Source organism: Corynebacterium sp. NPDC060344, from assembly GCF_042725215.1.
GTDB lineage: Bacteria > Actinomycetota > Actinomycetes > Mycobacteriales > Mycobacteriaceae > Corynebacterium.
Genome location: NZ_JBHXCS010000004.1, coordinates 111,992 through 135,515, shown reverse-complemented (window position 1 = coordinate 135,515; position 23,524 = coordinate 111,992). Strand labels below are relative to the sequence as shown.

General features: G+C 68.4%; 21 protein-coding genes and 1 tRNA gene. 17 read left to right on the top strand and 5 right to left on the bottom strand.

What is annotated here, in order from left to right:
* Nucleotides 1-52: 52 nt before the first annotated feature.
* The 3 genes from ACFWGD_RS06940 to ACFWGD_RS06930 all read left to right on the top strand — a co-directional run bounded on the left by ACFWGD_RS06940 (nucleotide 53) and on the right by ACFWGD_RS06930 (nucleotide 2,308).
* Nucleotides 53-802 carry a glycosyltransferase family 2 protein gene (locus ACFWGD_RS06940; protein WP_377777876.1) on the top strand — a complete coding sequence of 250 codons (750 nt, stop codon included), beginning with the start codon at nucleotides 53-55 and terminating at the stop codon, nucleotides 800-802.
* Nucleotides 799-1,158 carry a DUF2304 domain-containing protein gene (locus ACFWGD_RS06935; RefSeq protein ID WP_377777875.1) on the top strand — a complete coding sequence of 120 codons (360 nt, stop codon included), beginning with the start codon at nucleotides 799-801 and terminating at the stop codon, nucleotides 1,156-1,158. Before ACFWGD_RS06940 ends, ACFWGD_RS06935 begins: the two co-directional genes overlap by 4 nt.
* A gap of 64 nt (nucleotides 1,159-1,222) precedes the next feature.
* The gene (locus tag ACFWGD_RS06930; RefSeq protein ID WP_377777874.1) at nucleotides 1,223-2,308 is read left to right on the top strand and encodes a thioredoxin domain-containing protein; all 1,086 of its coding nucleotides are present in this window, start codon (nucleotides 1,223-1,225) and stop codon (nucleotides 2,306-2,308) included.
* 562 nt (nucleotides 2,309-2,870) lie between these two features.
* Here the strand turns inward: ACFWGD_RS06930 and ACFWGD_RS06925 are convergent.
* Entirely contained in the window at nucleotides 2,871-3,857 is a 987-nt protein-coding gene (locus ACFWGD_RS06925; RefSeq protein WP_377777873.1) for an NAD-dependent epimerase/dehydratase family protein, read from the bottom strand.
* Nucleotides 3,858-3,921: 64 nt separating this feature from the next.
* Nucleotides 3,922-5,163 (bottom strand): MFS transporter, encoded by a 1,242-nt coding sequence (locus tag ACFWGD_RS06920; RefSeq protein WP_377777872.1) that lies wholly within the window; start codon nucleotides 5,161-5,163, stop codon nucleotides 3,922-3,924.
* Between the two features lie 214 nt (nucleotides 5,164-5,377).
* Here ACFWGD_RS06920 and ACFWGD_RS06915 point away from each other — a divergent pair, with 214 nt between their 5' ends.
* From ACFWGD_RS06915 to rhuM, 12 genes are all read left to right on the top strand, one after another.
* Nucleotides 5,378-6,310, top strand: a complete 933-nt coding sequence (locus tag ACFWGD_RS06915) for an ABC transporter substrate-binding protein (RefSeq protein ID WP_377777871.1) — start codon at nucleotides 5,378-5,380, stop codon at nucleotides 6,308-6,310.
* 29 nt (nucleotides 6,311-6,339) lie between these two features.
* On the top strand, nucleotides 6,340-7,392 hold the full coding sequence (locus ACFWGD_RS06910; RefSeq protein ID WP_377777870.1) for a FecCD family ABC transporter permease: 1,053 nt from the start codon (nucleotides 6,340-6,342) through the stop codon (nucleotides 7,390-7,392).
* Entirely contained in the window at nucleotides 7,389-8,270 is an 882-nt protein-coding gene (locus ACFWGD_RS06905) for an ABC transporter ATP-binding protein (protein ID WP_377777869.1), read from the top strand. The genes ACFWGD_RS06910 and ACFWGD_RS06905 overlap by 4 nt, the downstream gene beginning before the upstream one ends.
* 630 nt (nucleotides 8,271-8,900) lie before the next feature.
* Complete coding sequence (locus ACFWGD_RS06900) at nucleotides 8,901-10,226, top strand: MFS transporter (RefSeq protein WP_377777868.1); 1,326 nt, start codon at nucleotides 8,901-8,903, stop codon at nucleotides 10,224-10,226.
* Between the two features lie 799 nt (nucleotides 10,227-11,025).
* A complete protein-coding gene (locus ACFWGD_RS06895) occupies nucleotides 11,026-11,694 on the top strand; it encodes a hypothetical protein (protein WP_377777867.1) in 669 nt (222 codons plus the stop codon).
* 58 nt (nucleotides 11,695-11,752) lie between these two features.
* A complete protein-coding gene (locus tag ACFWGD_RS06890; protein ID WP_377777866.1) occupies nucleotides 11,753-12,112 on the top strand; it encodes an ImmA/IrrE family metallo-endopeptidase in 360 nt (119 codons plus the stop codon).
* Nucleotides 12,109-12,507, top strand: a complete 399-nt coding sequence (locus tag ACFWGD_RS06885) for a hypothetical protein (protein ID WP_377777865.1) — start codon at nucleotides 12,109-12,111, stop codon at nucleotides 12,505-12,507. Before ACFWGD_RS06890 ends, ACFWGD_RS06885 begins: the two co-directional genes overlap by 4 nt.
* A 74-nt stretch (nucleotides 12,508-12,581) precedes the next feature.
* Nucleotides 12,582-12,935, top strand: a complete 354-nt coding sequence (locus ACFWGD_RS06880; protein ID WP_377777864.1) for a hypothetical protein — start codon at nucleotides 12,582-12,584, stop codon at nucleotides 12,933-12,935.
* Nucleotides 12,936-12,969: 34 nt separating this feature from the next.
* The gene (locus ACFWGD_RS06875) at nucleotides 12,970-13,236 is read left to right on the top strand and encodes a hypothetical protein (protein WP_377777863.1); all 267 of its coding nucleotides are present in this window, start codon (nucleotides 12,970-12,972) and stop codon (nucleotides 13,234-13,236) included.
* Between the two features lie 3 nt (nucleotides 13,237-13,239).
* A complete protein-coding gene (locus tag ACFWGD_RS06870) occupies nucleotides 13,240-13,761 on the top strand; it encodes a DUF6932 family protein (RefSeq protein ID WP_377777862.1) in 522 nt (173 codons plus the stop codon).
* Nucleotides 13,748-14,977, top strand: a complete 1,230-nt coding sequence (locus tag ACFWGD_RS06865; RefSeq protein ID WP_377777861.1) for a hypothetical protein — start codon at nucleotides 13,748-13,750, stop codon at nucleotides 14,975-14,977. The genes ACFWGD_RS06870 and ACFWGD_RS06865 overlap by 14 nt, the downstream gene beginning before the upstream one ends.
* Before the next feature lie 32 nt (nucleotides 14,978-15,009).
* Nucleotides 15,010-16,056 carry a RhuM family protein gene (gene rhuM, locus ACFWGD_RS06860; RefSeq protein WP_377777859.1) on the top strand — a complete coding sequence of 349 codons (1,047 nt, stop codon included), beginning with the start codon at nucleotides 15,010-15,012 and terminating at the stop codon, nucleotides 16,054-16,056.
* A 90-nt stretch (nucleotides 16,057-16,146) separates the two neighbouring features.
* Here the strand turns inward: rhuM and ACFWGD_RS06855 are convergent.
* A tRNA-Thr gene (locus ACFWGD_RS06855) sits at nucleotides 16,147-16,222 on the bottom strand.
* Nucleotides 16,223-16,331: 109 nt separating this feature from the next.
* Entirely contained in the window at nucleotides 16,332-17,621 is a 1,290-nt protein-coding gene (locus ACFWGD_RS06850) for a DNA polymerase III subunit delta' (protein ID WP_377777857.1), read from the bottom strand.
* 93 nt (nucleotides 17,622-17,714) lie between these two features.
* Here ACFWGD_RS06850 and ACFWGD_RS06845 point away from each other — a divergent pair, with 93 nt between their 5' ends.
* Together ACFWGD_RS06845 and ACFWGD_RS06840 are read left to right on the top strand one after the other, a co-directional pair.
* Nucleotides 17,715-19,241: an adenylate/guanylate cyclase domain-containing protein gene (locus ACFWGD_RS06845; protein ID WP_377777856.1), complete on the top strand. Its 1,527-nt coding sequence runs from the start codon at nucleotides 17,715-17,717 to the stop codon at nucleotides 19,239-19,241.
* Nucleotides 19,241-19,654, top strand: coding sequence for a hypothetical protein (locus ACFWGD_RS06840; protein ID WP_377777855.1), 414 nt, complete (start codon nucleotides 19,241-19,243; stop codon nucleotides 19,652-19,654). The genes ACFWGD_RS06845 and ACFWGD_RS06840 overlap by 1 nt, the downstream gene beginning before the upstream one ends.
* Before the next feature lie 730 nt (nucleotides 19,655-20,384).
* On the opposite strand, the gene topA is transcribed toward ACFWGD_RS06840, so the two are convergent.
* Nucleotides 20,385-23,363 carry a type I DNA topoisomerase gene (gene topA, locus ACFWGD_RS06835; protein ID WP_377777854.1) on the bottom strand — a complete coding sequence of 993 codons (2,979 nt, stop codon included), beginning with the start codon at nucleotides 23,361-23,363 and terminating at the stop codon, nucleotides 20,385-20,387.
* Between the last annotated feature and the right edge of the window lie 161 nt (nucleotides 23,364-23,524).

Below are 23,524 nucleotides of genomic sequence, written 5' to 3'. Positions count from 1 at the left end.
CCCAGCGTGCCACAGCCGATAACCCCGGCCACCCGCTACGATGAGCCCCATCATGGACCACAACGCAGCCCCCCTCGATGACGGGACCGCCGCCGACCGCCCCCACCCGGGCGAGTTCGCCGACACCTGGCTCATCGTCCCCTGCTTCAACGAGGCCACCGTCATCCGCGGCGTGCTGGAAAACGCCCTGCAGACGTTCCCCAACATCGTCGCCGTCAACGACGGCTCGCGCGACGAGTCGGCGGCGGAGATCCACGCCGCCGGCGCGCACCTGGTCAACCACCCCGTGAACCTGGGCCAGGGCGCGGCGATCCAGACCGGCATCGAGTACGCGCGGGCGCAGGCCGGCGCGGAGTACTTCGTCACCTTCGACGCCGACGGCCAGCACCAGGTCAAGGACGTCGTGGCGATGGTGCGCAGGCTGCGGACCGAGCCGGTGGACATCGTCGTCGGCACGCGCTTCGGGCGGCCCAAGTCGGACGAGGACCAGGTGCCGCTGATCAAGCGCATCGTGCTCAAGACGGTCGTGGCGCTGTCGGCGAAGACCCGCCGCCTGGGGCTGACCGACGCGCACAACGGGCTGCGCGCGTTCAACCGCACCGTCGCCGAGCAGACGGACCTGCGCATGAACGGCATGAGCCACGCCTCCGAGTTCGTCAACCTCATGGACGAGCGCGACTGGCGCGTCGCCGAGCAGCCCGTCGACATCCTGTACACCGAATACTCCATGTCGAAGGGGCAGTCGCTGTTCAACGGCGTCAACATCCTCTCCGACTCGCTCATCGCCAGGAGGCTGCCGTGACCGCGACGATCATCCAGATCCTGCTGCTGGCGGCGATGGTCGCCCTGGTCTGGTACTTCGTGTCCAACCGCCGCAAGGCGCGGGCGAAGGCCGGGGTGAAGCTGGGGTTCCTGCTGTTCCTCGCCGCGTGCGTGTGGGCCATCGTGCGCCCCGACGACCTGACCGTCGTGGCCAACTGGGTCGGCGTGTCCCGCGGCACGGACCTGCTGCTGTACATGCTGGTGCTGGCGTTCGTGTTCACCACGGTGAGCTCGTACATCCGTTTCCGCGAGCAGGAGCTTCGCTACGCCCGGTTGGCGCGCGCGGTGGCCCTGCAGACTGCGGTGACCCCCGACTCGGAGCCCGCCGAACGCTGAGCGTATTCCGCTTGACGACGCCCCGGTTCACCCCTCCCCCACCCCACCCTGCACAATGGTCGCCATGACGCGACCCGACGACGCCGACCCCCGCACGCCCGACGAGCCCACCGAACTGGGGTGGGGCCAGGAGCCGGGCGAAGCGCCCGCCGAAGGCCACGTCGACGCCAACTCCGACGTCCGCGCCGTCGTGGGCGACGGCTCCGAGCCTGTCGACCCGGCCGACGCTGAGGCGACCGATGCGAATGCTGCGGATGCCGCGGCCGCCGATGCCGAGGCCGCCGATGCCGAGGCCGCCGACACTGACGCTGCCAATGACCAGCCCGCCGATACTCGGTCCATGAAGACCGTCCCGCCGGCGTTGTGGGTGTGGTTCGCCGCGCTGTTGCTGCTGATCGGCGGCCTGGCGTTCATCGCCGGCGACCGATTCGGCCCGGGCGGCGGCGGCAACGACGGCGTGAATCTCGCCGGGGCGTCCGCCGGCTCCAATGACGGCGGCCCCGTGGCCAAGGAGGACGGCACGTACGACGCCGGCATCGTCGGCCCCCGAGCGGGCGCGGCGATCGCGACGATGGAGGACATTTCCGAGGTCCACCGCCGCGACGAGGCGGACCCGTTCGCCCTCGGTGCCGTGGACGCGCCCGTGGTGATGACCCTCTTCTCCGACTTCGAGTGCCCCTTCTGCGCGCGCTACGCGGTGGAGACGCAGCCGAATCTCGTCGCCGACTACGTCGATTCGGGACTGGTCCGGATCGAGTGGAATGACTCGGCGGCCTCGGGTGCCGCGGCGCAGGCGGCCCAGGCGGGTCGTGCGGCGGCGGCGCAGGGCAAGTTCTGGGAGTTCCAGAAGGCCATCTTCGATGCCGCCGTGGCCAAGGGCAACGGGCATCCGGAGTTCACCGTCGAGGAGCTCGCCGACGCCGCCCGCGCCGCCGGCGTCGAGGACATGGAGCTTTTCCAGAAGCAGCTCGACGACGGCACCTGGGAGAAGGCCGTGCAGGAGTCGACGTCCTACGCGCAGAGCATCGGCGTGCAGGGCACCCCGCAGTTCGTCATCGGCACCACCCCGATCTCCGGTGCGCTGCCGGAGCAGAACTTCCGCGACACCATCGAGCTGGAGCTGATGAAGGCCGAGCGCGCCCAGCAGTAGCCCCCGCCGCTCCACGCAATTTCATCGCCCGGCCTTCCTCGGCCGCTCACTACTATTGCGCGGCTGCCCACAACTTCATTGCTCGACTCCCCGGCCGGCCCGTCGTCACGCACTCCGCGTGGCGCCGGGCCGTTCCCGTCCCGCACCCACGCGCCCGCGCCCGGGAGTTAGTTGCATATTGCAGCCATACGATTCTCCGTCCTGGGGTTATACCGGCGTTCACCCAGCGTGTGGCTGCGCTGGGCGAATTCGGGGCCGCGATGCCCGCAATTCAGGCCGGCGACGGGCCCGATCGGGCCGGGCCGGACGGGAAGCAGCTGTGCGGGCCGGACTGGCGCGGGGATCGGCAGTGCGGGCCGGTCTGGATTGCTTTACGACGGGCCGATCGCACACCCACGCCACCCAATGGTGTGAAGCGACCACAAAACGATTCGCCACTGAAAGCCGACCTGGGCTTTTGTCCGGCGGTGGTAGTAGTTTGCGACGCTTCTCGCCGGCCCGTCGTCACGCACCCTGCGTGGCGCCGGGCCGATCGCGGCCCCGTCCGGCCCCCGCCGCCCGCCTACCCGCGGAAGTAGTCGACGGTACGGCGGACGCCCTCGGCGATGTCGACGCCCGGCTCCCAGCCCAGCACCTCGCGCGCCCGCGACGGATCCAGCGCGGACCTGGGCACATCGCCCTGGCGGGCGGGGGCGTGCTCGGGGTCGTCGGCGGCGTCGGCGGCCTCGGCGACGAGGGAATGCAGGCGGCGATCGGACGTCTCCACGCCGGTGCCGATGTTGAACCGCATCCCCGACCCCGCCGTGCCCGCCGCGCGCACGAAGGCGTCGACGACGTCGCCGACGAAGACGTAGTCGCGGGTGTTGCCGCCGTCGCCGAACACGCGGGTGCCCTCGCCGGCGAGCAGGCGCTGGGCGAAGATCGCCACGACGCCGGCCTCGCCGTGCGGATCCTGCCGCGGCCCGTACACATTCGCCGGCGCGATGTGCGAGCAATCCAGGCCGTGCAGTCGGCGGAACATGTTCAGGTACTGCTCGGCGGCCGACTTCGACGCGGCGTACGGGCTCAGCGGGCGGACGTCCTGGTCCTCGCCGACTGGGAAGGAATCCGGGGTGCCGTAGATCGACCCGCCGGAGGACGTGAACACGATCTTGCGCACGCCATGGCGCCGCGCGGCGTCGGCGATGCGGATGGTGCCGATGATGTTCAGCTCCGCATCGTGGACCGGGTCGGCGACGGATTCGCGGACGTCGATCTGCGCGGCCAGGTGGAAGATGACCTCGGGCCGCACGCGCTCGAGCAGCTCGTCCCAGTCGGCGCCGAGGACGTCGGCCTCGATGAACTCGAACCTGTCCGCGCCGGTCGCCCGCGCGCCGTCGAGGTTGGCCAGCTTGCCGTGCGACAGGTCGTCGACGACGGCCACCGAGTGCCCGTCGGCCAGCAGCCGGTCGACCAGCGTCGAGCCGATGAACCCCGCACCGCCGGTCACCAGCGCGCGGCTGGGCGGGAAGGCGGTGGTGGCGGTCGTCTCTGCAGATTCGGCGGTCATGCACCGCATGGTACGCCCACGGCGGGTGCTTTACGACGCTCCTGCGGCAGCCGCGTCGGCGTCGTCAAGCAGGAAGCCCGCGCCGCGAATTGGCCGCGATGACCGCCGCCATGCCCACCGCGATGACCATGCCGGCGCCGAGCATGACGGGGTACGTCATCCACTCGACGGACTCGGACAGCTTGGTCAGGATCGCCGGGAACGCGAAGCCGATGTAGGTGAGGCAGTAGAAGATGCCGGTCAGGCCGGCGAGGTCGCGCGGGCCGGCGATGCGCTGGACCTCGTTGAGGCCCGTGAACATGCACAGGCCGTAGCCCATGCCCAGCACGATCGCGGCGATGACGGCGCTGACGATCGTCGGCGACGCCGACATCCACATGGCCAGGCCCATGCCCGCGACGACGATGCCCATGGCCACCAGCGACCCGCGCGCCGACGTCTCCGACGCGATGCGCGGCCCGAACTGCTGGATGCCGAAGCCGAACAGCAGCGCGAAGAACGTCACCAGCGCCGAGAAGAAGACGGGCTGGCCGACCTCCTGCTGCATCAGCGTCGGGATGATCGCGTAGGCCACGCCCGCCGCGCCGAACACCCACGGCGCGACCATGGCCGCGACCAGCAGGAACCGGGGGCTCTTCACCGACGGCGTGCGCAGCGACTGCCAGATCGACTCGCGGGAGCCTCCGGCCAGGTGGGGCGACTGGCGGGTTTCGGGGACGACCATCATGGCGATGATCGTGGGCACGGTGAGGATGATGTGCAGGATGTACGGCAGCTGGCCCGGCAGCGGGGCGAACTGGGCCAGCGACCCCGCGATGCCGGCGCCGATGCCGAAGCCCAGGGTCAGCGCCATCGACTGGCGCTTGGCGCCCGAGGTGGACTTGGCGGTGGGGTCGAACCGCTCGTGCGACAGCTCCTTGACCCACGACCCGCCGACGGCCATGGCGATGCCCACGCCGACGCCCGACAGCGCGCGGCCGATGAGCAGCAGCGGGCCGGTCGTCTCGCCGGCGGCGATGAGCACCGACCCGATGATGGAGAACACCGGCGACGCGAGCATGACGGGCTTGCGGCCGATGCGGTCGGACAGCGGGCCGGAGATGAGCAGCGCCGGGGCGATGCCCAGGGCGTAGATGAAAAGGAGAAGGTCAACGAAGACCAGGTCAAGGTCGCCGTTGAGCCGGTACATGACCATCAGCGGCGTGAACTGGTTGCCTCCCCAGGCCACCGCGAACACGGCGACGGCGACCAGGAGCCAAGGCGGCATGGGGCTGCGGCGCGCGGCCGCTCCTTCGTTGCGTGACATGCGGCACACTTTACGACCGCCCGCCCACTGCATCGCAATTTGGCCGCGAACGGTCGCCGGCCCGCCCCGATCGGGGTTGCGGGGCGCCGATCCCCCCGCGCCTGGGCGGTGGCCGGCTTGGCTAAGCTTGACGACGACCGCACCCGGCGATCACCTGACCAATCCCGGAAACCCCGCGGCGGCTTTTTCACGCCCGATTCTTCCGAGGAGCCCCATGTTCTCACGATCCCGATCCCGGAACCTGATCGCCGGCCTGGCCGGTGTGATGGTGTCCGCCCTGGCGCTCGGCGCCTGCGCCGGCGACGGTGCCACCGACGGAGCCGGCGACGCAGCCGGTGCAGGTGCAGGTGCCGGCGGCGAACGCCCGGAGCGCATCGTCAGCCTGTCGCCGACGGCCACGGAGTCGCTGTTCGCCATCGGCGCCGGCGACCAGGTCGTCGCGGTGGACAAGTTCTCCTATTACCCGGCCGAGGCCCCGGTCGTCGACGGCCTGGACGGCCACCGCCCCAACGTGGAGTCGATCCTGTCGCATGACCCGGATCTGGTGGTCGTGTCCACCGAGGACGATTCGCTGATGCAGGGCATGGAGGCGGCGGACGTGCCGGTGCTGGTCCTGCCGGCGGCGACCGACCTGGACGGCGCGTACTCGCAGATCGAAACCCTCGGCGCGGAAACCGGCCACGTCGGCGACGCGGCCGAGGTGGTCAAGGACATGTCCGCCGACATCCGCGCGGCGGTCGATTCCATCCCCGCCGAGCTGCGCGATGCGGGGCTGACGTACTACCACGAGGTGTCGTCCGACCATTACTCCGTCACCGACGCGACCTTCCTCGGCGCGGTGTACTCGGAGTTCGGGCTGTCGTCGATCGCCACCGGCGATTCGGACTACCCGCAGCTGAGCGCCGAGGCGATCGTCGAGGCCGATCCGGACCTGATCTTCCTGGCCAACGCGACCTCCGAGTCGATGACCGCCGACGACGTCGCCGCGCGCCCGGGCTGGGACCAGATCACCGCCGTGCGCGACGGCAACATCACCGCGCTCGACGAGGACCTGGCGTCGCGCTGGGGCCCGCGCCTGCCGAAGTTCTTCGAGTCCATCGCCGAGGCGCTGCGCGGCGCGCAGATCCCCGCCGCGGCGGGCGCCTGACCGATCGAGCGGTGCCCACGATGACGACGATGACCGGGGAGCAGCGCCAGCGCGTCGTAAAGCGGCCGCCCGCCCTGGCCGCCATCGCCGTGTCCCTGCTGGTGCTGCTCGGCGCGGCGCTGCTGTCCATGTTCACCGGCGCGGTGCGGCTGCCGCCCGCCGACGTCGCCCGCGAGCTCATCGGCGTCGGCGACCTCGCCGCCCGCGATCACGCGATCCTGTGGGACATCCGCCTGCCGCGGGTGGCCATGGGCATCGTCGTCGGCGCGACGCTGGCCATCGCGGGGGCGGCGTACCAGGCGGTGTTCCGCAATCCGCTGGCCGACCCGTACCTGCTGGGCGTGTCCTCCGGGGCCGGGCTCGGCGTGACGGTGGCCGTCGTCGCCGGCGCCGCGGTCGGATTCGGCGCGGGCGGGGCGAGCGTCGTCGTGGCGGCGTTCGTCGGCGGCGTGGCGGCGGTCAGCGCAACGTACATGGTCAGCCGCGGCGTCGGGCACGGCGCGTCGGCGACCGTGGTGGTGCTGGCCGGCGTGGCCGTGGCGGCGTTCGCCAATGCGGCGCAGACGTTCATCCAGCAGCGCAACATCGACACGATCCAGCGGGTGTACTCGTGGATGCTCGGCAACTTGGGCGTCACCCGGTGGGGGTCGGTGGCGCTGGTGCTCGTGCCGGCGGTGCTGTGCTGGGTGGCCATCCTCGGTGCAGCGCGGGTGCTCGACGTCATGACCGTCGGCGACATGGAGGCCCGCACCCTCGGCGTCGATCCGGCGACGGCGCGGCTGGCGCTGGTGGCGGTGGCGACGCTGGGCACCGCCGCGGTGGTCAGCGTCTCCGGACTGATCGGGTTCGTGGGCATCATCGTCCCGCACGCGCTGCGGCTGGTGGTGGGGCCGGGGCACAGGCTGCTGCTGCCGCTGACGCTGATCTGGGGCGCCATTTTCCTGCTGCTGGCCGACACCATCGCCCGGACGGTGCTCGCGCCGTCGGAGCTGCCGGTCGGCGTGGTCACCGCCGCCGTCGGCGCGCCGTTCTTCCTGTTCATACTGCGGCGGTTCAGCCGCGTGGGGAGGGCCGGGGCATGACCGATCCCGTGCGCTCCCGCGTCGCCGCCGAAGAGCGGGCCATCGACGCCCTCCGGTGCCGCGACGTCAGGGTGCGCTACGACGGCGCCGGGCGCGATGCGGTGGCCGGGGTGTCCTTCTCGGTGCCGGCGGGCGGCTGGCTGACGCTGGCGGGGCCCAACGGCTGCGGCAAGTCGACGCTGCTGCATTCGCTGGCGCAGGTGCTCGATCCCTCGGCCGGCACGATCACGCTGGCCGGCCACGACATCGTCGGCGGGTCAGGGCCGTGGCACTCGCTGCGGTCGATGTCCCCCGCCGCGACGCGCCGCCGCCGCGAGCTGGCGCGCACGGTGGCGCTGATGCCGCAGGTGCCGGTGATCCCGGAGGGCATGCGCGTGCGCGAGTACGTCCACCTGGGGCGCCACCCGCATGGCGGGGCGTTCGAGGCGGATGATTTCTCCGTCACCGACGCGAGCCTGGAGACCCTCAACCTGACCCGCTTCGCCGACCGCCCCGTCGCCGAGCTGTCGGGCGGCGAGCGCCAGCGGGTGACGCTGGCCCGTGCGCTGGCGCAGGAGCCGTCGATCCTGCTGCTCGACGAGCCGACGTCGGCCCTCGACATCGGTCACGCCCAGGACGTCCTGGAGCTCGTGGAGGAGGTCCGCGCGCGGCACGGCCTCACCGTCGTCGCGGCGATGCACGATCTGACGCTGGCGGGCCAGCACGGGGACCGGGTGGCTTTGCTTCACGACGGCTCGCTGTCCTGCATCGGCGCCCCCGACGAGATCCTCACCGCCGACCGGATCGCCGCGGTCTACGGCGCGAACGTGGAGATCCTCCACCGCCCCGATGGCCCCGTGGTCGCCCCGGTGCGCAATCGACGGCGGCGGAACCGGTAGCCGCCGGGTGGCCTCACCCCTGCGCGGTCGGCCCATTGAGCGCTGGGCCACCGACCGGGTCCCGGGCCGCTGAGTTTTTCCCGTGGATTCGGGCACGTTCGGGTGCCGCACGCGATTCTCCACCCCCGCAATGGGGTGCCTGAATGCCACCCCCGCCGACCATCGGGAGCCCAGCCCAGACCGGCCCGCAATCAGACCGTTGCCAATCCGTGATCGTCGGCATTACTTGCGTCACAGCAGCCACTCAGGCCCCTCTTTTGCCGCTGCGAAAATCATTGGTGGCGCACACTTATGTACTTATTCGACGTAGGACATCCGGGGATCCCCGCAGGTAATGGGAACGGGGCCGAACGGGTGCCCCCGTCGGAAAGCAGCTGAATTACCCCCAGTGAGCACCCCCGGCACCTGTGACGATGCCCGACTCGCCCGAAATCACCCCGGACGGCACCGCCGCGGGGTCAAGCAAACACCGGAAATGGCCACCCCCGCCGCCGGAATCCCCGATTCATCCGGAAACCAAACGAGCTGCCGGGTGACGGGGCACTGTGCAAAAATACGATCCGCTCGCGACGCGCATCCGCCGCCCGGGCCGATAACCGCGCCAGAACGAATCCGAAAACCGGAGACCCAATGACCACGTCACTCATCGCCGCTGACCCGAAGCAGCGCAAGCGCGTCCTTTCGGGCACGCTCATCGGCACCACCATCGAGTGGTACGACTTCCTCATTTACGCGCAGGCCGCCGGCATCGTGCTGGCCCCGCTCTACCTCGAGCCGGCCGCGCAGGACAACGCGCAGTTCGCGCAGATCATCGCCTGGGCGACCCTGGGCATCTCCTTCCTGTTCCGCCCGCTGGGCGCCGTCATCGCCGGCCACCTCGGCGACACCTACGGCCGCAAGATGATCCTCGTGTTCACCCTCATCGGCATGGGCGTGGCCACGTTCCTCATCGGCGTGCTGCCGACGTACGACACCATCGGCATCGCCGCACCCATCCTGCTGATCCTCCTGCGCATCATGCAGGGCATCTCCGCCGGCGGCGAGTGGGGCGGCGCGGCGCTGATGTCCGTGGAGTACGCCCCGGACCACCGCCGCGGCTTCTTCGGCGCCTTCCCGCAGTCCGGCGTCCCGCTGGGCCTGACGCTGGCCACCACGGTCATGCTCGTCACCATGGGCATCGTCGGCACCGAGAACTACCTCGAGTGGGGCTGGCGCATCCCGTTCCTGATGTCCGTCGTGCTCGTCGTCATCGGCTACGCCATCCGCCGCCTCGTCGACGAGTCGCCGGTGTTCCAGGCCATGCAGGCCGAGTCCGCCGAGCGCTCCGCGCCGCTGCCGCTGCTGTTCAAGAAGCACTGGGGCAAGGTCATCCAGGGCGCGCTGATCTTCGCCGCCCAGCAGGCCGCCGGTTACCTGGTCATCGCCTTCCTCGGTTCCTACGCGCAGAAGACGCTGGGGCTGTCGCCCGCCGTCGCGTGGACCGGCACCCTGGTCGGCGGCATCCTGTGGACCATCTTCATGTTCATCGCCGGCGCCTGGTCCGACAAGATCGGCCGCCGCAACACGTTCATCATCGGCTACGTGCTGCTGGTGCTCGTCGAGGCGATCATGTGGCTGCTCATCGACTCCGGCAACGCCATGCTCTACATCCTGGCCATCGCCCTGCTGTCGCTGCCGCTGGCGCTGACGCTCGGCCCGCAGCCGGCCATGTACGCCGAGATGTTCCCCGCCGACGTGCGCTACTCCGGCGTCTCCATCGCCTACGCCCTCGGCGCGATCCTCGGCGGCGCGTTCGCCCCGATGATCTCCCAGATGATCCTCGACTCCACCGGCCAGGCCTGGATGATCTCCATCTACCTCATCGGCCTGACCATCCCGGCGTTCATCGCGCTGCTGATGCTGCCGAAGAACCTCGAGGACCGCGATCTGCTGAAGCTGAAGCACGACGAGGCCTAAACCACCTCGGCGCGGGCACGCACCCCTGAGCGGCCTGCACAGCGTCTCCGAAGAACCCGCCGTCCCCTCCCCTGGGGCGGCGGGTTTCGGCGTATCCGGGTCGTCGGCGGCGAGCATCCATCTCAAGAAGATCTACGCCGACGGCTAACTGACCAGGGACCGAACTCTTAAAGGACTCCAAAGAGTTCAAACTGAGCTCGCAGAGGTTGTTCGGAATTTCCGAAAGGAGCCAGGTCAACGTGGGCGACGGCTCGATGACTACGATTCCGACGCGATCGAGCAGTTCCGGGACCCACATGCTTAACTCGTGCGGCCGCTGGGATCGGCCCCACTTTTGCGGGGGCTACCGACGTCGGCGACTTAGCGTCGCTTCGCCAGAGCATGCGGGGAATCGTCGGCAAGAACGGTGCCATCGCCGATGTCGTGCGCCGCGCCGCCAACGACCGGCTTCCCGACGACGTCCCACGACGCGCCGCGCCCTCGTGACAAACTCGCTTTTCGACCTCCTGGACGAGCAGAATTCGGCAGATGGTGACGCGAGCCCGTTCGAAGATTCCACAATTGCCAAGGTCAGTGACCTGGCGGCCCGGTGCGATTCGAACAGTGGAGTCCGTTCGATCCGGAACGTGGTGGATGATGACGATCCGACTGCGGGAATCGACCCGAACCTAAATGCGGCGCATCCGCAGACGGACCCGATTGAGGAAGATAGCCCCACTCTTTGACCCCGAAGAGACGTCGGAGTTTTCCCTGAGATTGAATGTTAACGAGTGGAACTTTTAAGAGAGGAACCAGCACCGTGAAGTACGAGAACCCGTATGGCCAGCCCGGAATCGAGCGGCCGACGGCCGCTCGCCCTGCGAAGCCGCAAAAGCCGAAAAAGCCCATCTGGAAACGCTGGTGGTTCATCACCATCGTCGTTCTCCTGGGAATCGGCTTTATCGCCGAGATGACGGCCAGCCCCGAAGAAAAGGCCCAGCGCGAGGCCGCCTCAGTTGAACGCTCGATCGAGCGGGAAGCCGAGAAATCCCGTGAGGCTGAGTCCAGTCGCGCCGAGGAAGCATCGAAGTCGATGGAGCAGGAGCGGGAAACCGAGGAGAAGGAAAAGACCACCTCGGCCACGGCCGTCCCGAACAGCGAAGAGCCCTCACCGACGGAATCCGATCCCGCCAGTGCGAACCCCGAAGAAGATTGGCTGCGCGAGCAGTTCGCCGTCGAGTCGTTCACCGAGATCCTCATGACGGATCCGAGCCTGTGGGGCGGATACGTCAACGGGGTCGAGCGTAAGGGCGATCGTCTGCACGTCCGTCTGCAGGTCAATCGCGAAGCTGACCAGGATCTTGCTGACCGCGCCGCGCCGGCCATCGCCAATCTGGTTCGCTTCAGCGACGACGAACGCGTCAAGGGCATCGACTGGGTCGTCGTCGAAGACGGTGCCGGCGTGCACATGGCCCAGGAGATGATTTAGCCCCGAACACTGACACCCCGTCGCCCCAACAAGCCGCCTCAGCCCCGGAAGGAGCACCGTGCTGCACGATGTCCCTGACCTACTGGCCGCCGGCATGGGGCGGCGCGTCGACGAGGTGCCGCTCGATGACGGTTGGCCACACGGACTGTGGGTGCCCGAGCGACAGCAGATAATCCTGCGATTCGGCCTCGACCGTGTGACCCGGCGATGCGTCCTGGCGCATGAGCTCGGCCACGACCACCACCGCGACGTCCGGTCAGGCTTCGATTCGCTGGACGGCAAAGCCGAGCGGCGCGCTGACGCGTTCGCGACGCTGCTACTGATCTCCCCGTCCGTCGCGGGGCTGGCACACGCCCTCGACGTCACCCCTCACCTGATCCGCGTGTGGCGCGGAGAACACGAAAGGCAAGCACCATGAGCCCCCGAGCCCGAACCGGCAACGACGACTGGGCCTTATCCACACCCGAGCCGGCACCACAGCTGACAAAGGAGCGGCCCCTCGCCGCTAGAATGGCCATCGCCCTCGTCGCGCCGGTGGTGCTCATCGGCGGAATCATCGGCGCCGCGTTCTACTGGTCCGGACAGCAGGAAAAGGCCGAGTGCGAAGCGGCCGTGATCGAACGTGCCAAGTACCCCAGTGCGGCCGAGATCCTCGAGATCGAGAGGACCGACTACGTCCCGATGTACGCCGAAGCGACGCACGGCTACAAGGGCACCGCCGACTTCGTCAATGGCTACGGCGTGCCCGAACGCGTCTCGTTCACCTGCACCGTCTTCGACGACGGCACCCCGATGATTGCGTTGGTGAACTAGCCCATCCCCCAAATACCGGCCGAGGCGCCGCAGCTGGCCCGGGAGCAGCGCGGAGAACACGAAAGGACCACAACATGACCAACCCGAACCCGAACCGTCCCGAACAGCCCACCCCACGCCCCGAAACTGCTGGATGGGCCGCCCCGCCGCAGCCCCTACAGCCGCAGGCGCCGCCCATGCCGATCCCCAGCCCCAACGGAAAGCCTTTCTTTCGCTCCGGCGGTTGGCTCGAAGTCCTCTCCACCCTCACGATGGTCATCGGCGCGATGATGATCGCCTTCGGCATCCTCGAGCTCTTAAACGGAACTCCCGGAGCCGGCATAGCTACGGCGATCGGCCTGGTCGTCGTCATCCTCGGCGGCATCCTCGCTGCAATCCTCCGCCTCGGCTCGATGTTGGAAAACAACATCACCCACAGCCGCCGATAGCGCCCTCGAAAAGCGAACACGAAAGGTCCGGAGGATGACCGCCCCCACAACCACGAAGAGGCCTTTCGGCGGACAGCGAATGTCGCGGCGAGAGGTTCAAATCAGCAAGCTCGACATAGACCTGCTCAACCCCCGCCTCCTCGTCGACGCCGAAGACCAACGAGAAGGGGTGGCGAAGATGCTCACCACCACGGGCGGGAAATGCATGGAGCTGCTCCGGGACATCATCGTTGCCGGAACCGATGAGACGTGCGCCGGGTACGTAGCGACGCGGCGCGAGACGCCGGACGAGGAGAACTGAACCATGACGCGGTCCTTGAGTTTCGTGCTTCAGCCTGACCTGACATTGCCCCCGGGACGGTTTCCGATGACGTTCGATGAAATCGAGACAACCTGGGCATTCAATGGCCACCGGAAAGTACTTCTCTCCGAGGCACAGCGGTACCTTGAGGCCGTTGGGAAACTGACCCCCATTCATGCAGCATGGATCGGCGGCAGCTACCTCACCAACAAGGACTCACCTGGCGACGTCGACATGTCGTTGCTGATTGACAACGAGTACTACCTCGCACGTCAGCAATTCCTCAATGCCCGCAGCCTGCATATCCTCGCCCGTAGTATGAACGTGCGCGTCGACGCTTACCCCATTCCCCGCGACCATCGGCGAACGAACCTCACAACCCCTGCGGAGGAGAAGAACCTGGTCGGCCGCGGCTACTGGGATGACTGGTGGCTACGCCGTCGATCAATCCCACCCGAGTCCTACGATCTCGAACCACACCCACGACGCGGATACGCGGAGGTGAACATCAATGGCTACTCCTGACGAGACCGAGCGTATCCTCGCCGAACACCTCCAGTACATTGAGGACCACCCCGAGGAGTTCCCTCAAAATCTCTCCCTCGACGAGCTCATCGAACGCGACATGGCCGTGCACGCCCGAAGCGTCATCGAGCGGCAGCCCGGCGGGTGGCGCGCCGAGCTTGAGCGGTGGTTGGAAGCAGGCAAATCTGCCGATGGCCTCGACGATAGTGAACTGCTGATCGAAGTCCTTCGCGACAGTCTCGCCAACGGCGCACCGGCGGAAACCCTGGAGCAGATCCTCCGATCCGTTAACCCCGACGACACCAAGCTCATCGAGCTCTACGAATCCGAAACGGCACCTTCAACGGCCCACGCGCGGTTCCGGTTCATTGGCGAAGGGGTCGAAGGCCACTCGATGAATGCCACCGCCCTGGGCAACATCGTCACCGGAATCGCCGAAGCGACCCGACATGTCGCATTAGACGCTGCTGACAAGATTCGCAAAGACAAGCGTAAGAATCGCACTAGCCTCGGCGAGCACGCCCAGCCCGTCCTCGTCGGGGCCGTAAGCCCCGGATCCGTCGTCATCGAACTGAGCACTACCGCCCACGCAGCCGATGTCGGCGCCACAGGCGAAGATGGCTTCGATCTCAGCCATCCACCGACCACCCTCGACGATCAGGCTCTGCGCACCGTCGTCGAGGCACTCACCTCCGAGGGAGATGCCACCGCGCTCGACGAGTTACCGAAGACGGCTCGCGAGGCACTTCACCTCGCCGCGAAATCCATGCGAGACGAGCACATCGACGCCGAGATCACGATCCGCCAACGGCGCCGATCCATCACCCGTGCCAACGTGACGCGCTCCGGGGTGACCACGCTCGTCCACGCATTGGAAGTGCCCCGGATTACCACCGAACACCTCGAGGCCCCGCTCGAGCTCGACGGATGGAAAGGCTCCGAAGAGGTCATCTACCTCAAGTCCCCCAAGCAGAAGTCCCTTGCCTATCACGCAAGCAAGGAACTCATGCGCAAGGTCCGGTTACTGCAAAAGGACCCGAACTTCGTCGGGTGGCTCCTCTGCGACATCTCGATCACCCGAACCGAGAAGCCAGGCAAGAAATCCCCACCGGCACGGCGGGAAGTCCATGCCCTGTTTCCCATTCCCGCCCCCTCAAATGCCCAGCTGATGCTGGGGGCGACTACCGACGACACTTCGTCGGAAAACGACGGATAGATCGTGTACTGCGCCTACGAAAGGACGGGATAGTGGCCGACGGCTCCCCCTCCACGGGTGAATTCATCATCTACCGCACTGACGACGACAGAACCGAAGTCCACCTGCGAGTGATCGAAGGCTCGGTCTGGATGACCCAGGCGGAAATCGCCGAGCTTTTCGACGTATCTCGATCGTCGGTCAGCGAGCACCTTCGGACGATTTTCAACACCGCCGAACTCGAGCGGGCGGAGGTCGTTCGGAAATTCCGAAAGGAGCCAGGTCAAGGGGGCCGTCGGCTCGACCACTACAAGCTCGACGCAATCATGGCGGTCGGCTACCGCGTCCGCGGTCCCCGAGGTGCGCAGTTCCGATCCTGGGCGACGGAAGTCCTCAAGGAATACCTCGTCAAGGGCTTCGCCATGAACGACGAGAAGCTCAAGGACCCCCGCGGCCTGGACTACTTCGACGAACTCCTCGAGCGGATTCGAGACATTCGCGCCTCCGAAGCGCGCTTCTACTCGCAGATCCTCGACGTCATCGCCACCGCGGTGGACTACCAGAAGGGGGAGGATCAAAACCGCGTCTTCTTCGGGCGGATTCAGAATAAACTGCACTTCGCGGTCACCGGTCAAACCGCTGCCGAGATCCTCGTACTCCGAGCCAACCCGAGCGAGCCGAACATGGGACTAACCAATTTCAAGGGGGCCAGGGTTCGAAAGCGCGACGTCACCGTCGCCAAGAACTACCTGCTCGAAGGCGAGATGCGCACCCTCAACCGATTGAGCACGATGTTCCTCGACTACGCACAGCTTCAGGCGGAACAGCGCAAGCAGATGACGCTGTCCGATTGGGAGAAGCAGGCGGACAAGTTCATCGACTTCAACGACTTTCCGGTCCTCGACGACGCGGGGCGGATCACGAAGGATCAAGCCGATGCGAAGGCGATCGAACGTTTCGAGGCATTCGATGCCGCTCGAACCCGGTCTGAAGCCGAAGCCATGCTCGAAGAACAGGTTCACGCCATGCAGCGGATCGAGAAGGACATCCTGGCGCAGACGCGCCGTTTGGGCCGCCGCGGCGGCGACGTCGAAGAGTAGCCGCCCCTCTGATCCCTTGCCCCGCCTCAGCCCCTACCCCGCAGATCGAGAAAACCCCAGGCCAACCGGGTGGTTGACCTGGGGTTTTGGTGGAGCCGCCTGCGAGAATCGAACTCGCGACCTTTTCATTACGAGTGAAGCGCTCTACCGACTGAGCTAAGGCGGCGTGGTCGCCACGGCACGCGTGGTTACCGCCGAAATCTTAACGCACCGCCCGCGCGCCCCAAAATCCGCCCCCTACCGGCCACTTCGCGATTGCTTTGCGACGGCCACCGCTACCTCTGCCCCACCCGGCACGCCAATTGCATCGCGCCCATCATGCCGTCGAGGGCGACGGTGGCACGAACATTGCGCGCCATGGCCTCGCGAGCGTCCATGACGGCGTCGATGCTGGCCACCAGGCCCTCCGGGGAGACCCGCCGCGCCAACTCCGCCGCCGTGCGCCGGCGATCGGGATTGATGGGCGTTGGGACCGAGGCCCCTCCGACAGCGGCGCCGCCTCCATCGGCGGGGATGCCGGAGGAGACCAGCAGTGCGTCGCGAAGCAGTCCCACCATGTCCATCAGCGCAATGTCCACCAGATCGAACTCGGTGCGCTTGCGGCGGCGCTTCTGGTTCTCCTCCAGCTCCTTGATCACGCCCGCCGAACCGCGCGTCGCGGCCTGCGCGCCCTTTCCCTTCGCGCCCATGCCCAACGAATTGGTCAGGTGCTCCAGCTCCGCCTCGTCCTTCTTCTCGTTGCGGCGCTTGGCCTCCTTTTCCGCCTGCGTGGCCAGCTCCCGGCTGCGCAGGTAGGCATTGGCCGGGTCGAAGACGGCCTCCACCAGATCCAGGGCCCGCGACCGCCACTCCCGCGTGCCCTCGTCGGTGGCCAGCCCCATCGCACGGCCGATGTGGCCGTTGGAAATGGTCCCCGCCCACTCAGCCTGCTCGGCGGTGAGCTCCGGCCGGTTCATCTGCAGCGCGGCCACCACCTCCTGCGTCGTCGGCGTGGGCACGTACACGTGGCGGCAGCGCGACCGCAGCGTCACCGAGAAGTCCGCCGGATCCGTCGTCGGCGCGCACAGCAGGAACACCGTGCGCTCCGGCGGCTCCTCCACGGCCTTCAGCAGCGCATTGGCCGATTCATCGTTGAGCCGGTCGGCGTCCTCGATGATCACCACGCGCCACGGCGCCGTCGTCGGCCGGCGATGCGCCCACGGGATCACCTCGGAGCGCACCACCTTCACCTGGATCACCGAGCCTTCGGTGGACACGTTCATCAGATCGCCGTGGGTGTCCGCCGCCACCGTCGTACAGCCCCGGCATCGCCCGCACCCCACCACGTCCGGGTCCGTGCACAACAGCGCCTGCGCGAACGCCAGCGACGCGATCGACCGCCCCGAACCCGGCGGGCCCGTGAACAGCCACGAATGCGTCATCGCCCCATTCGGGTCCGCCGCCGCCCGCGCAGCCGGGTCCTCCCCCGCCGCCGCAATCGCCCGCGCCGCACGGGCAGCCGCCGCCAACGTCGCGCGCACTCCGCCGGCTTCGGTCACGCGGTCGAAAACCCCGGTCTGTTCCATGCGGACCACGATAGCTGCCGCGGCGGATCGGACCGTCGCAAAGCAACCGGACGCCCTGCCCGCCCATCCGCCCGGGGCGATAAGGTGGACGGCATGCAACGGTTGTGGAGGAACCTCCGGTGGCTGCGCAGCACGCCCTGGCCCGCGTACGCGGCGGCGGTGTTCCTGTGCAACCTCATCGGCGCCGTCGGCGTCGGCCTGTTCCTCGGCGTGCTGCTGCCGCTCGAGGGCCTGTCCGGATTCACCGAACTGCCCGGGCCCGCGTTCGTCGGCCTGCTGGTGTACCTCGCCGCCGCGGTGGCCGCCGGCATCGGCACCACCTGGATGCTGTTCAAACCCGTTCTGCGCTGGCAGCGCCACCCGGAGAAGCACGACCCCCGGCGCGTGCGCTACCTGATCATGCGCATCCCCGTCTACCAGGCGATTCTCGGCGCGATCATCTGGGGCATCGGCGTGCTGGGCTTCGGCATCGTCGCGCTGGTGCATTCGCCGCGCCTCGGCGTCGTGGTGGTCATCGCGTCGGTGTTCGGCGGGGCGATCGTCGCGCTGATGACGTACCTCATCGCCGAGCGCCTGGTCCGGCCCGTCGCCGCCGAAGCGCTGGCCCGCCGCGCGCCCGACTCGTCGCTGGAGCCGCCCATCGGGCAGCGGCTGCAGCAGACGTGGCTGCTGACCTCCGGCCTGCCCGTCGTGGCCATCCTGCTTCTGCTGCTGGCCCAGCGCCTCGGCTACTTCACCGACGACCTCGGCGACATCCTGCCCGCCATCGTCGCGCTTGCCGTGATGGCGCTGGTGACCGGCTGGGTGGGCACGACGCTGGCGACCATGAGCATCGTCGACCCCATCCGCGACCTCACCGGGGCGGTCAATCGCGTCCGCCGCGGCGACATCGACACCCGCGTGCCCATTTACGACGGCTCCGAGATGGGCGTCCTGCAGGCCGGCTTCAACGAGATGATGCGCGGGCTGCAGGAACGCCAGCGCGTCCGCGACTTGTTCGGCCGCTACGTCGGCTCGGAGGTGGCGCGCAAGGCGCTGGAGGAGAAGCCGACGCTGGGCGGCGAGGACCGGCTCGTGGCCGTGCTGTTCGTCGACGTCATCGGGTCGACCACCTTCGCCGTGCAGAACTCGCCGGAGGTCGTCGTCCGCGAGCTCAACGCGTTCTTCGAGCACGTCGTCGACTGCGTGCACCGGAACAAGGGGATCATCAACAAGTTCCAGGGCGACGCGGCGCTGGCCGTCTTCGGTGCGCCGCTGCCGCTGGACGACACCGCCGGCCACGCCCTGGCCGCCGCCCGCGAGCTGCGCCAGGAGCTGCGCGACCTGAAGCTGTCGGCGGGCATCGGCGTCGCCGCGGGCCGGGTCGTCGCCGGGCACATCGGCGCGCACGATCGTTTCGAGTACACCGTCATCGGCGACGCCGTGAACCAGGCCGCCCGCCTCACTGACCTGGCCAAGGACACTCCCGGGCAGGTGCTGGCCACCGCGTCGACGGTGCGCCTGGCCAACGAGGACGAGCAGTCCCGCTGGACGTCGCTGAAGTCCGTCGAGCTGCGCGGCCGCACGCACATGACGCAGTTGGCGCGGCCGATCCGGCCGACGATGGCGGACCGGTCCTGATGACCGGCGGGACGGTGGCGCACGAGCGGCCCTGGCGCCCGCTGCTGCTGGTCCTGCTGATGTTCAGCGTGGTGTCCTGCGTCGCCGGCGGGGTGCCCATGTTGATCTGGCCCGGCGGCGAATGGATCGACCCGGAGGCGATCCGTGCGACGCCGTTCGATTCCTATTTCGTCCCCGGCTTGTGCCTGTTGCTCATCGGTGCGATCCATCTGTGGGCGTTCGTGACGCTCCTGCGGCGTACTGCACTGTGGCCGGTGGCGGCGGCGGTGGCCGGGTTCGCCATGACCATCTGGATTTTCGTCGAGGTGCTGGTCTACCCCGCGTTCAACGTCCTGCAGCCGGTGTACGGGGCCGTGGGGCTTGCGGAGATCGCCCTCCTCCTCGCCCTCCTCGGCGTCTTCGAGCGCAGGTAGGCCGCCCGCTGCTTTTTGCTTTACGACGGCCCGGCCTCCCCGCCGACCCGTCGCAACGCCCGGGCCGTCGCAAAGTGATACCACCGCTCCGCAAAAGCCCAGGTCGCGATTTTTGGGGCGGCGAAAATGTGCAGTTTCATACGCCGCCGCCGTGCGATCCGCCCGGCAGGCAACCCGTCGAGCGCCGCGGCGGGCAGCAACCCGGGCCAACCAGGTAGCCGCACCAAGGCCGGCGCGGCTCGGCCAGCTTGATCCCGATGAGGATCCGGCGGCGGATGGGGCGTCGCAAACTACTACCACCACCACACAAAAGCCCAGGTCGGCTCGAATCGGCCGAACGTTTTGTGGTCGCTTCACACGCGACGGGCAATGCGGCGGGCGATGCGGCGGGCCTGCGTCGGCGCCGACTTCGCCACCAACCTCGCTGACAGCACCGGCTCCCCGCTGCTTCCTGCTTGACGACGGGACGGCCTCCCCGCCGAGGCGTCGCAAAGTGATACCACCGCTCCACAAAAGCCCAGGTCGCGGTTTTTAGGGCGGCAAAAATGTGCAGTTTCAGACGCCGCCGCAGCAAGATCCGGCCCGGCAGGCACTCCGGCAGCGGCAACGGGGGCCAGCCCGGCCAGCCGCAGCGAGATACGGTGCGGAAGACAATCCGGCGGGCCAGGCGTCGGAAAGCACGAAGAAGCCGGCCCGGGCAGGAACCCGGACCGGCTGCGGACCTCGAAGGCTAGGACTTCTTGGTGGACTTCTTCGTGGTCTTCTTCGACGACTTCTTGGCGGCCTTCTTGCTGGCCTTCTTCGTCGTCTTCTTCGTCGACTTCTTGGTGGCGCGCTTGGCGGCCTTCTTCGCCCCCGGGCCACCGGTGGAGGCCTCCTTGGCGCGGCGCTCGGACAGCAGCTCGTTGGCGCGGGCGTCGGTGAGCGTCTCGGGGTTGTCGCCCTTGCGCAGCGACGCATTCGTCGTGCCATCGGTGACGTAGGGGCCGAAGCGGCCGTCCTTGACGGTCATCGGCTTGCCGGAGACGTCGTTGTCGCCCAGCTGCTTCAGCGGCGGCTTCGCGGCGGCGCGGCCACGGCGCTTGGGCTCCGCGTAGATGCGGCGGGCCTCGTCGAGCGTGACCGAGAACAGCTGCTCCTCCGACGCCAGGGAGCGGGAGTCGGAGCCCTTCTTCAGGTACGGGCCGTAGCGGCCGTTCTGCGCGGTGATCAGCTCGCCGTCGGACGGGTCGACGCCGACCTCGCGCGGCAGCGACAGGAGCTTCAGCGCCTCCTCCAGCGTCACCGTCGACGGCTCCATCGAGGCGAACAGCGACGCCGTCTTCGGCTTCAGCGTTTCCTCGACGATCTCCGCGATGCGCTTGGCCTTCTGGTTCGCGGCGGTCTTGGTGTCCCAGTTCTTCTTGCGCTTGCCCTCGGCGGCGCGCTGGGCGTCCTCCGCGGCGCGCTCCTCGGCCACGATCCCCTCGGCCTTGACCTCGACGCCGGACTTCTCGTCGTCGGTGACCACCTCGGTGACGTACGGGCCGTAGCGGCCGTCCTTTGCGACGATCATGCGCCCGTTATCCGGGTTCGGCCCCAGCTCGCGACCGCCCTGCGGCATGGCCAGCAGCTTCTCGGCCGTCTCCAGGTCCAGCTCGTCCGGCGTCATGGACTCCGGCACGTTGGCGCGCTGCACCAGATCCGCGCCGGACTCGCCGGCGCCGGGGCGCACGCGCTCCAGGTACGGGCCGTAGCGGCCGACGCGCACGACGATCGGATTGCCGTCGGAGTCGTCAAAGATGTGCAGCGAATTGACGCGGCGGGCGTCGATGGCCTCGAGGTTGACGTCGATGATGTTCTTCAGGCCGCCGCGCGCCGCGATGACGTCGGCGCCGCCGGAGCCGTTCTCGGCGGAGTCGCCGAAGTAGAAGCCCGACAGCCAGCGGGTGCGGTCCTCGGTGCCGGCGGCGATCTCGTCGAGCTCGTCCTCCAGGTCGGAGGTGAAGTCGTAGTTGACCAGGTCGGCGAAGGAATCCTCCATCAGGCCGACGACGGCGAACGCCACCCACGACGGCACCAGGGCATTGCCGCGGGAGTAGACGTACCCGCGGTCCTGGATGGTCTTGATGATCGACGCGTACGTCGACGGGCGCCCGATGCCCAGGTCCTCCATCTTCTTCACCAGCGACGCCTCGTTGAAGCGCGCCGGCGGGTTGGTGGAGTGCCCCTCGGGGGTCACGGAGTCGACGTCGAGCCGCTGCCCGGACTCGAGGCGCGGCAGGCGGCGCTCGGCGTTGTCGGCGACGTTGCGGCCGTCGGTGAGCTGCGAAACCTCGACGTAGGCCTTGAGGAAGCCCGGGAACGTGATGGTGCGGCCGGTGGCCGACAGCTCGACCTCGCGCGCGCCGCCATCGGTCGACGACGTGCCGGCGACGACGACCTTCATCGACGTGCCGCGCGCATCCGACATCTGCGACGCCACGGTGCGCTGCCAGATGAGCTCGTAGAGCTTGAACTCCTCGGCGTCGAGCGACCCGGCCAGCTCGCCGGGGGTCGCGAAGCGCTCGCCGGCGGGGCGGATGGCCTCGTGGGCCTCCTGGGAGTTCTTCACCTTGCGCTGGTACTGGCGCGGGGCGTCGGCGACGTACTCGGCGCCGTAGAGGTCGCGGGCCTGGCGGCGGGCGGCCTCGATGCCGGACTTCGACAGCGTCGTCGAGTCGGTTCGCATGTAGGTGATGTGGCCGTTTTCGTACAGCCGCTGCGCGATGCGCATGGTGCGCTCGGAGGTGAAGTGGAGCTTGCGGCCCGACTCCTGCTGCAGCGTCGACGTCATGAACGGCGGGTACGGCCGGCGGGTGTAGGGCTTTTCCTCGACGGAGGCGACCGACAGGGTCGCGCCGGTCAGGCCGTCGGCCAGGGCGCGGGCGTCGGCCTCGCGCAGGACGGTGACGCCCTCGGGCTTCTTCAGCTGCCCGCGGTCGTCGAAGTCGCGGCCGGCGGCGACGCGCTTGCCGTCGACGGAGGACAGGCGGGCGTCGAAGCGCCGCGGCTGGGTGCGGTCGACGGGCTCGGAGCCGGTGTCCAGCGTCGCGTCGAGGTCCCAGTAGCCGGCGGAGATGAACGCCATGCGCTCGCGCTCGCGCTCGACGATGACGCGGGTGGCCACGGACTGCACGCGGCCGGCCGACAGCCGCGGCATGACCTTCTTCCACAGCACGGGCGAGACCTCGTAGCCGTAGAGGCGGTCGAGGATGCGGCGGGCTTCCTGGGCGTCGACGAGGTTCTGGTCGAGTTCGCGGGTGTTGTTGGCGGCCTCGAGGATGGCGGGCTTGGTGATCTCGTGGAACACCATCCGCCGCACGGGCACCTTGGGCTTGAGCACCTCGAGCAGGTGCCACGCGATGGCCTCGCCCTCGCGGTCGGGGTCGGTGGCGAGGAACAGTTCATCCACGCCGGCGAGCAGCCGCTTGAGCTCGGTGACCTTCTTCTTCTTGTCGGGGCTGACCAGGTACAGGGGCTGGAAGCCGTGGTCTACGTCGACGCCGAGCCGGGCCCAGGATTCCTTCTTGTACTTCGCCGGGATGTCGGCGGCGCCGCGGGGCAGGTCGCGGATGTGGCCGACGGATGCCTCCACCACGTAGTCGTCGCCCAGGTACGGCTGGATCTTCCGCGCCTTGGTCGCCGACTCGACGATGACGAGTCGCTTCGTGCCTTTGTCGTCTGCCACCTGGAATCTGCCCTGCAACTTTCGGGGTCGGTTCGAGGCCCGTCGTGCCGGGCCCCAGGTCGGGCGCATGGCCTTCACCTGAATCTAATGGGACACCGTACACATGAGTGGACGGTGCACAGTCGAATAGGGGTGTGACCGGAATCCCCCTCAAGGGGGTT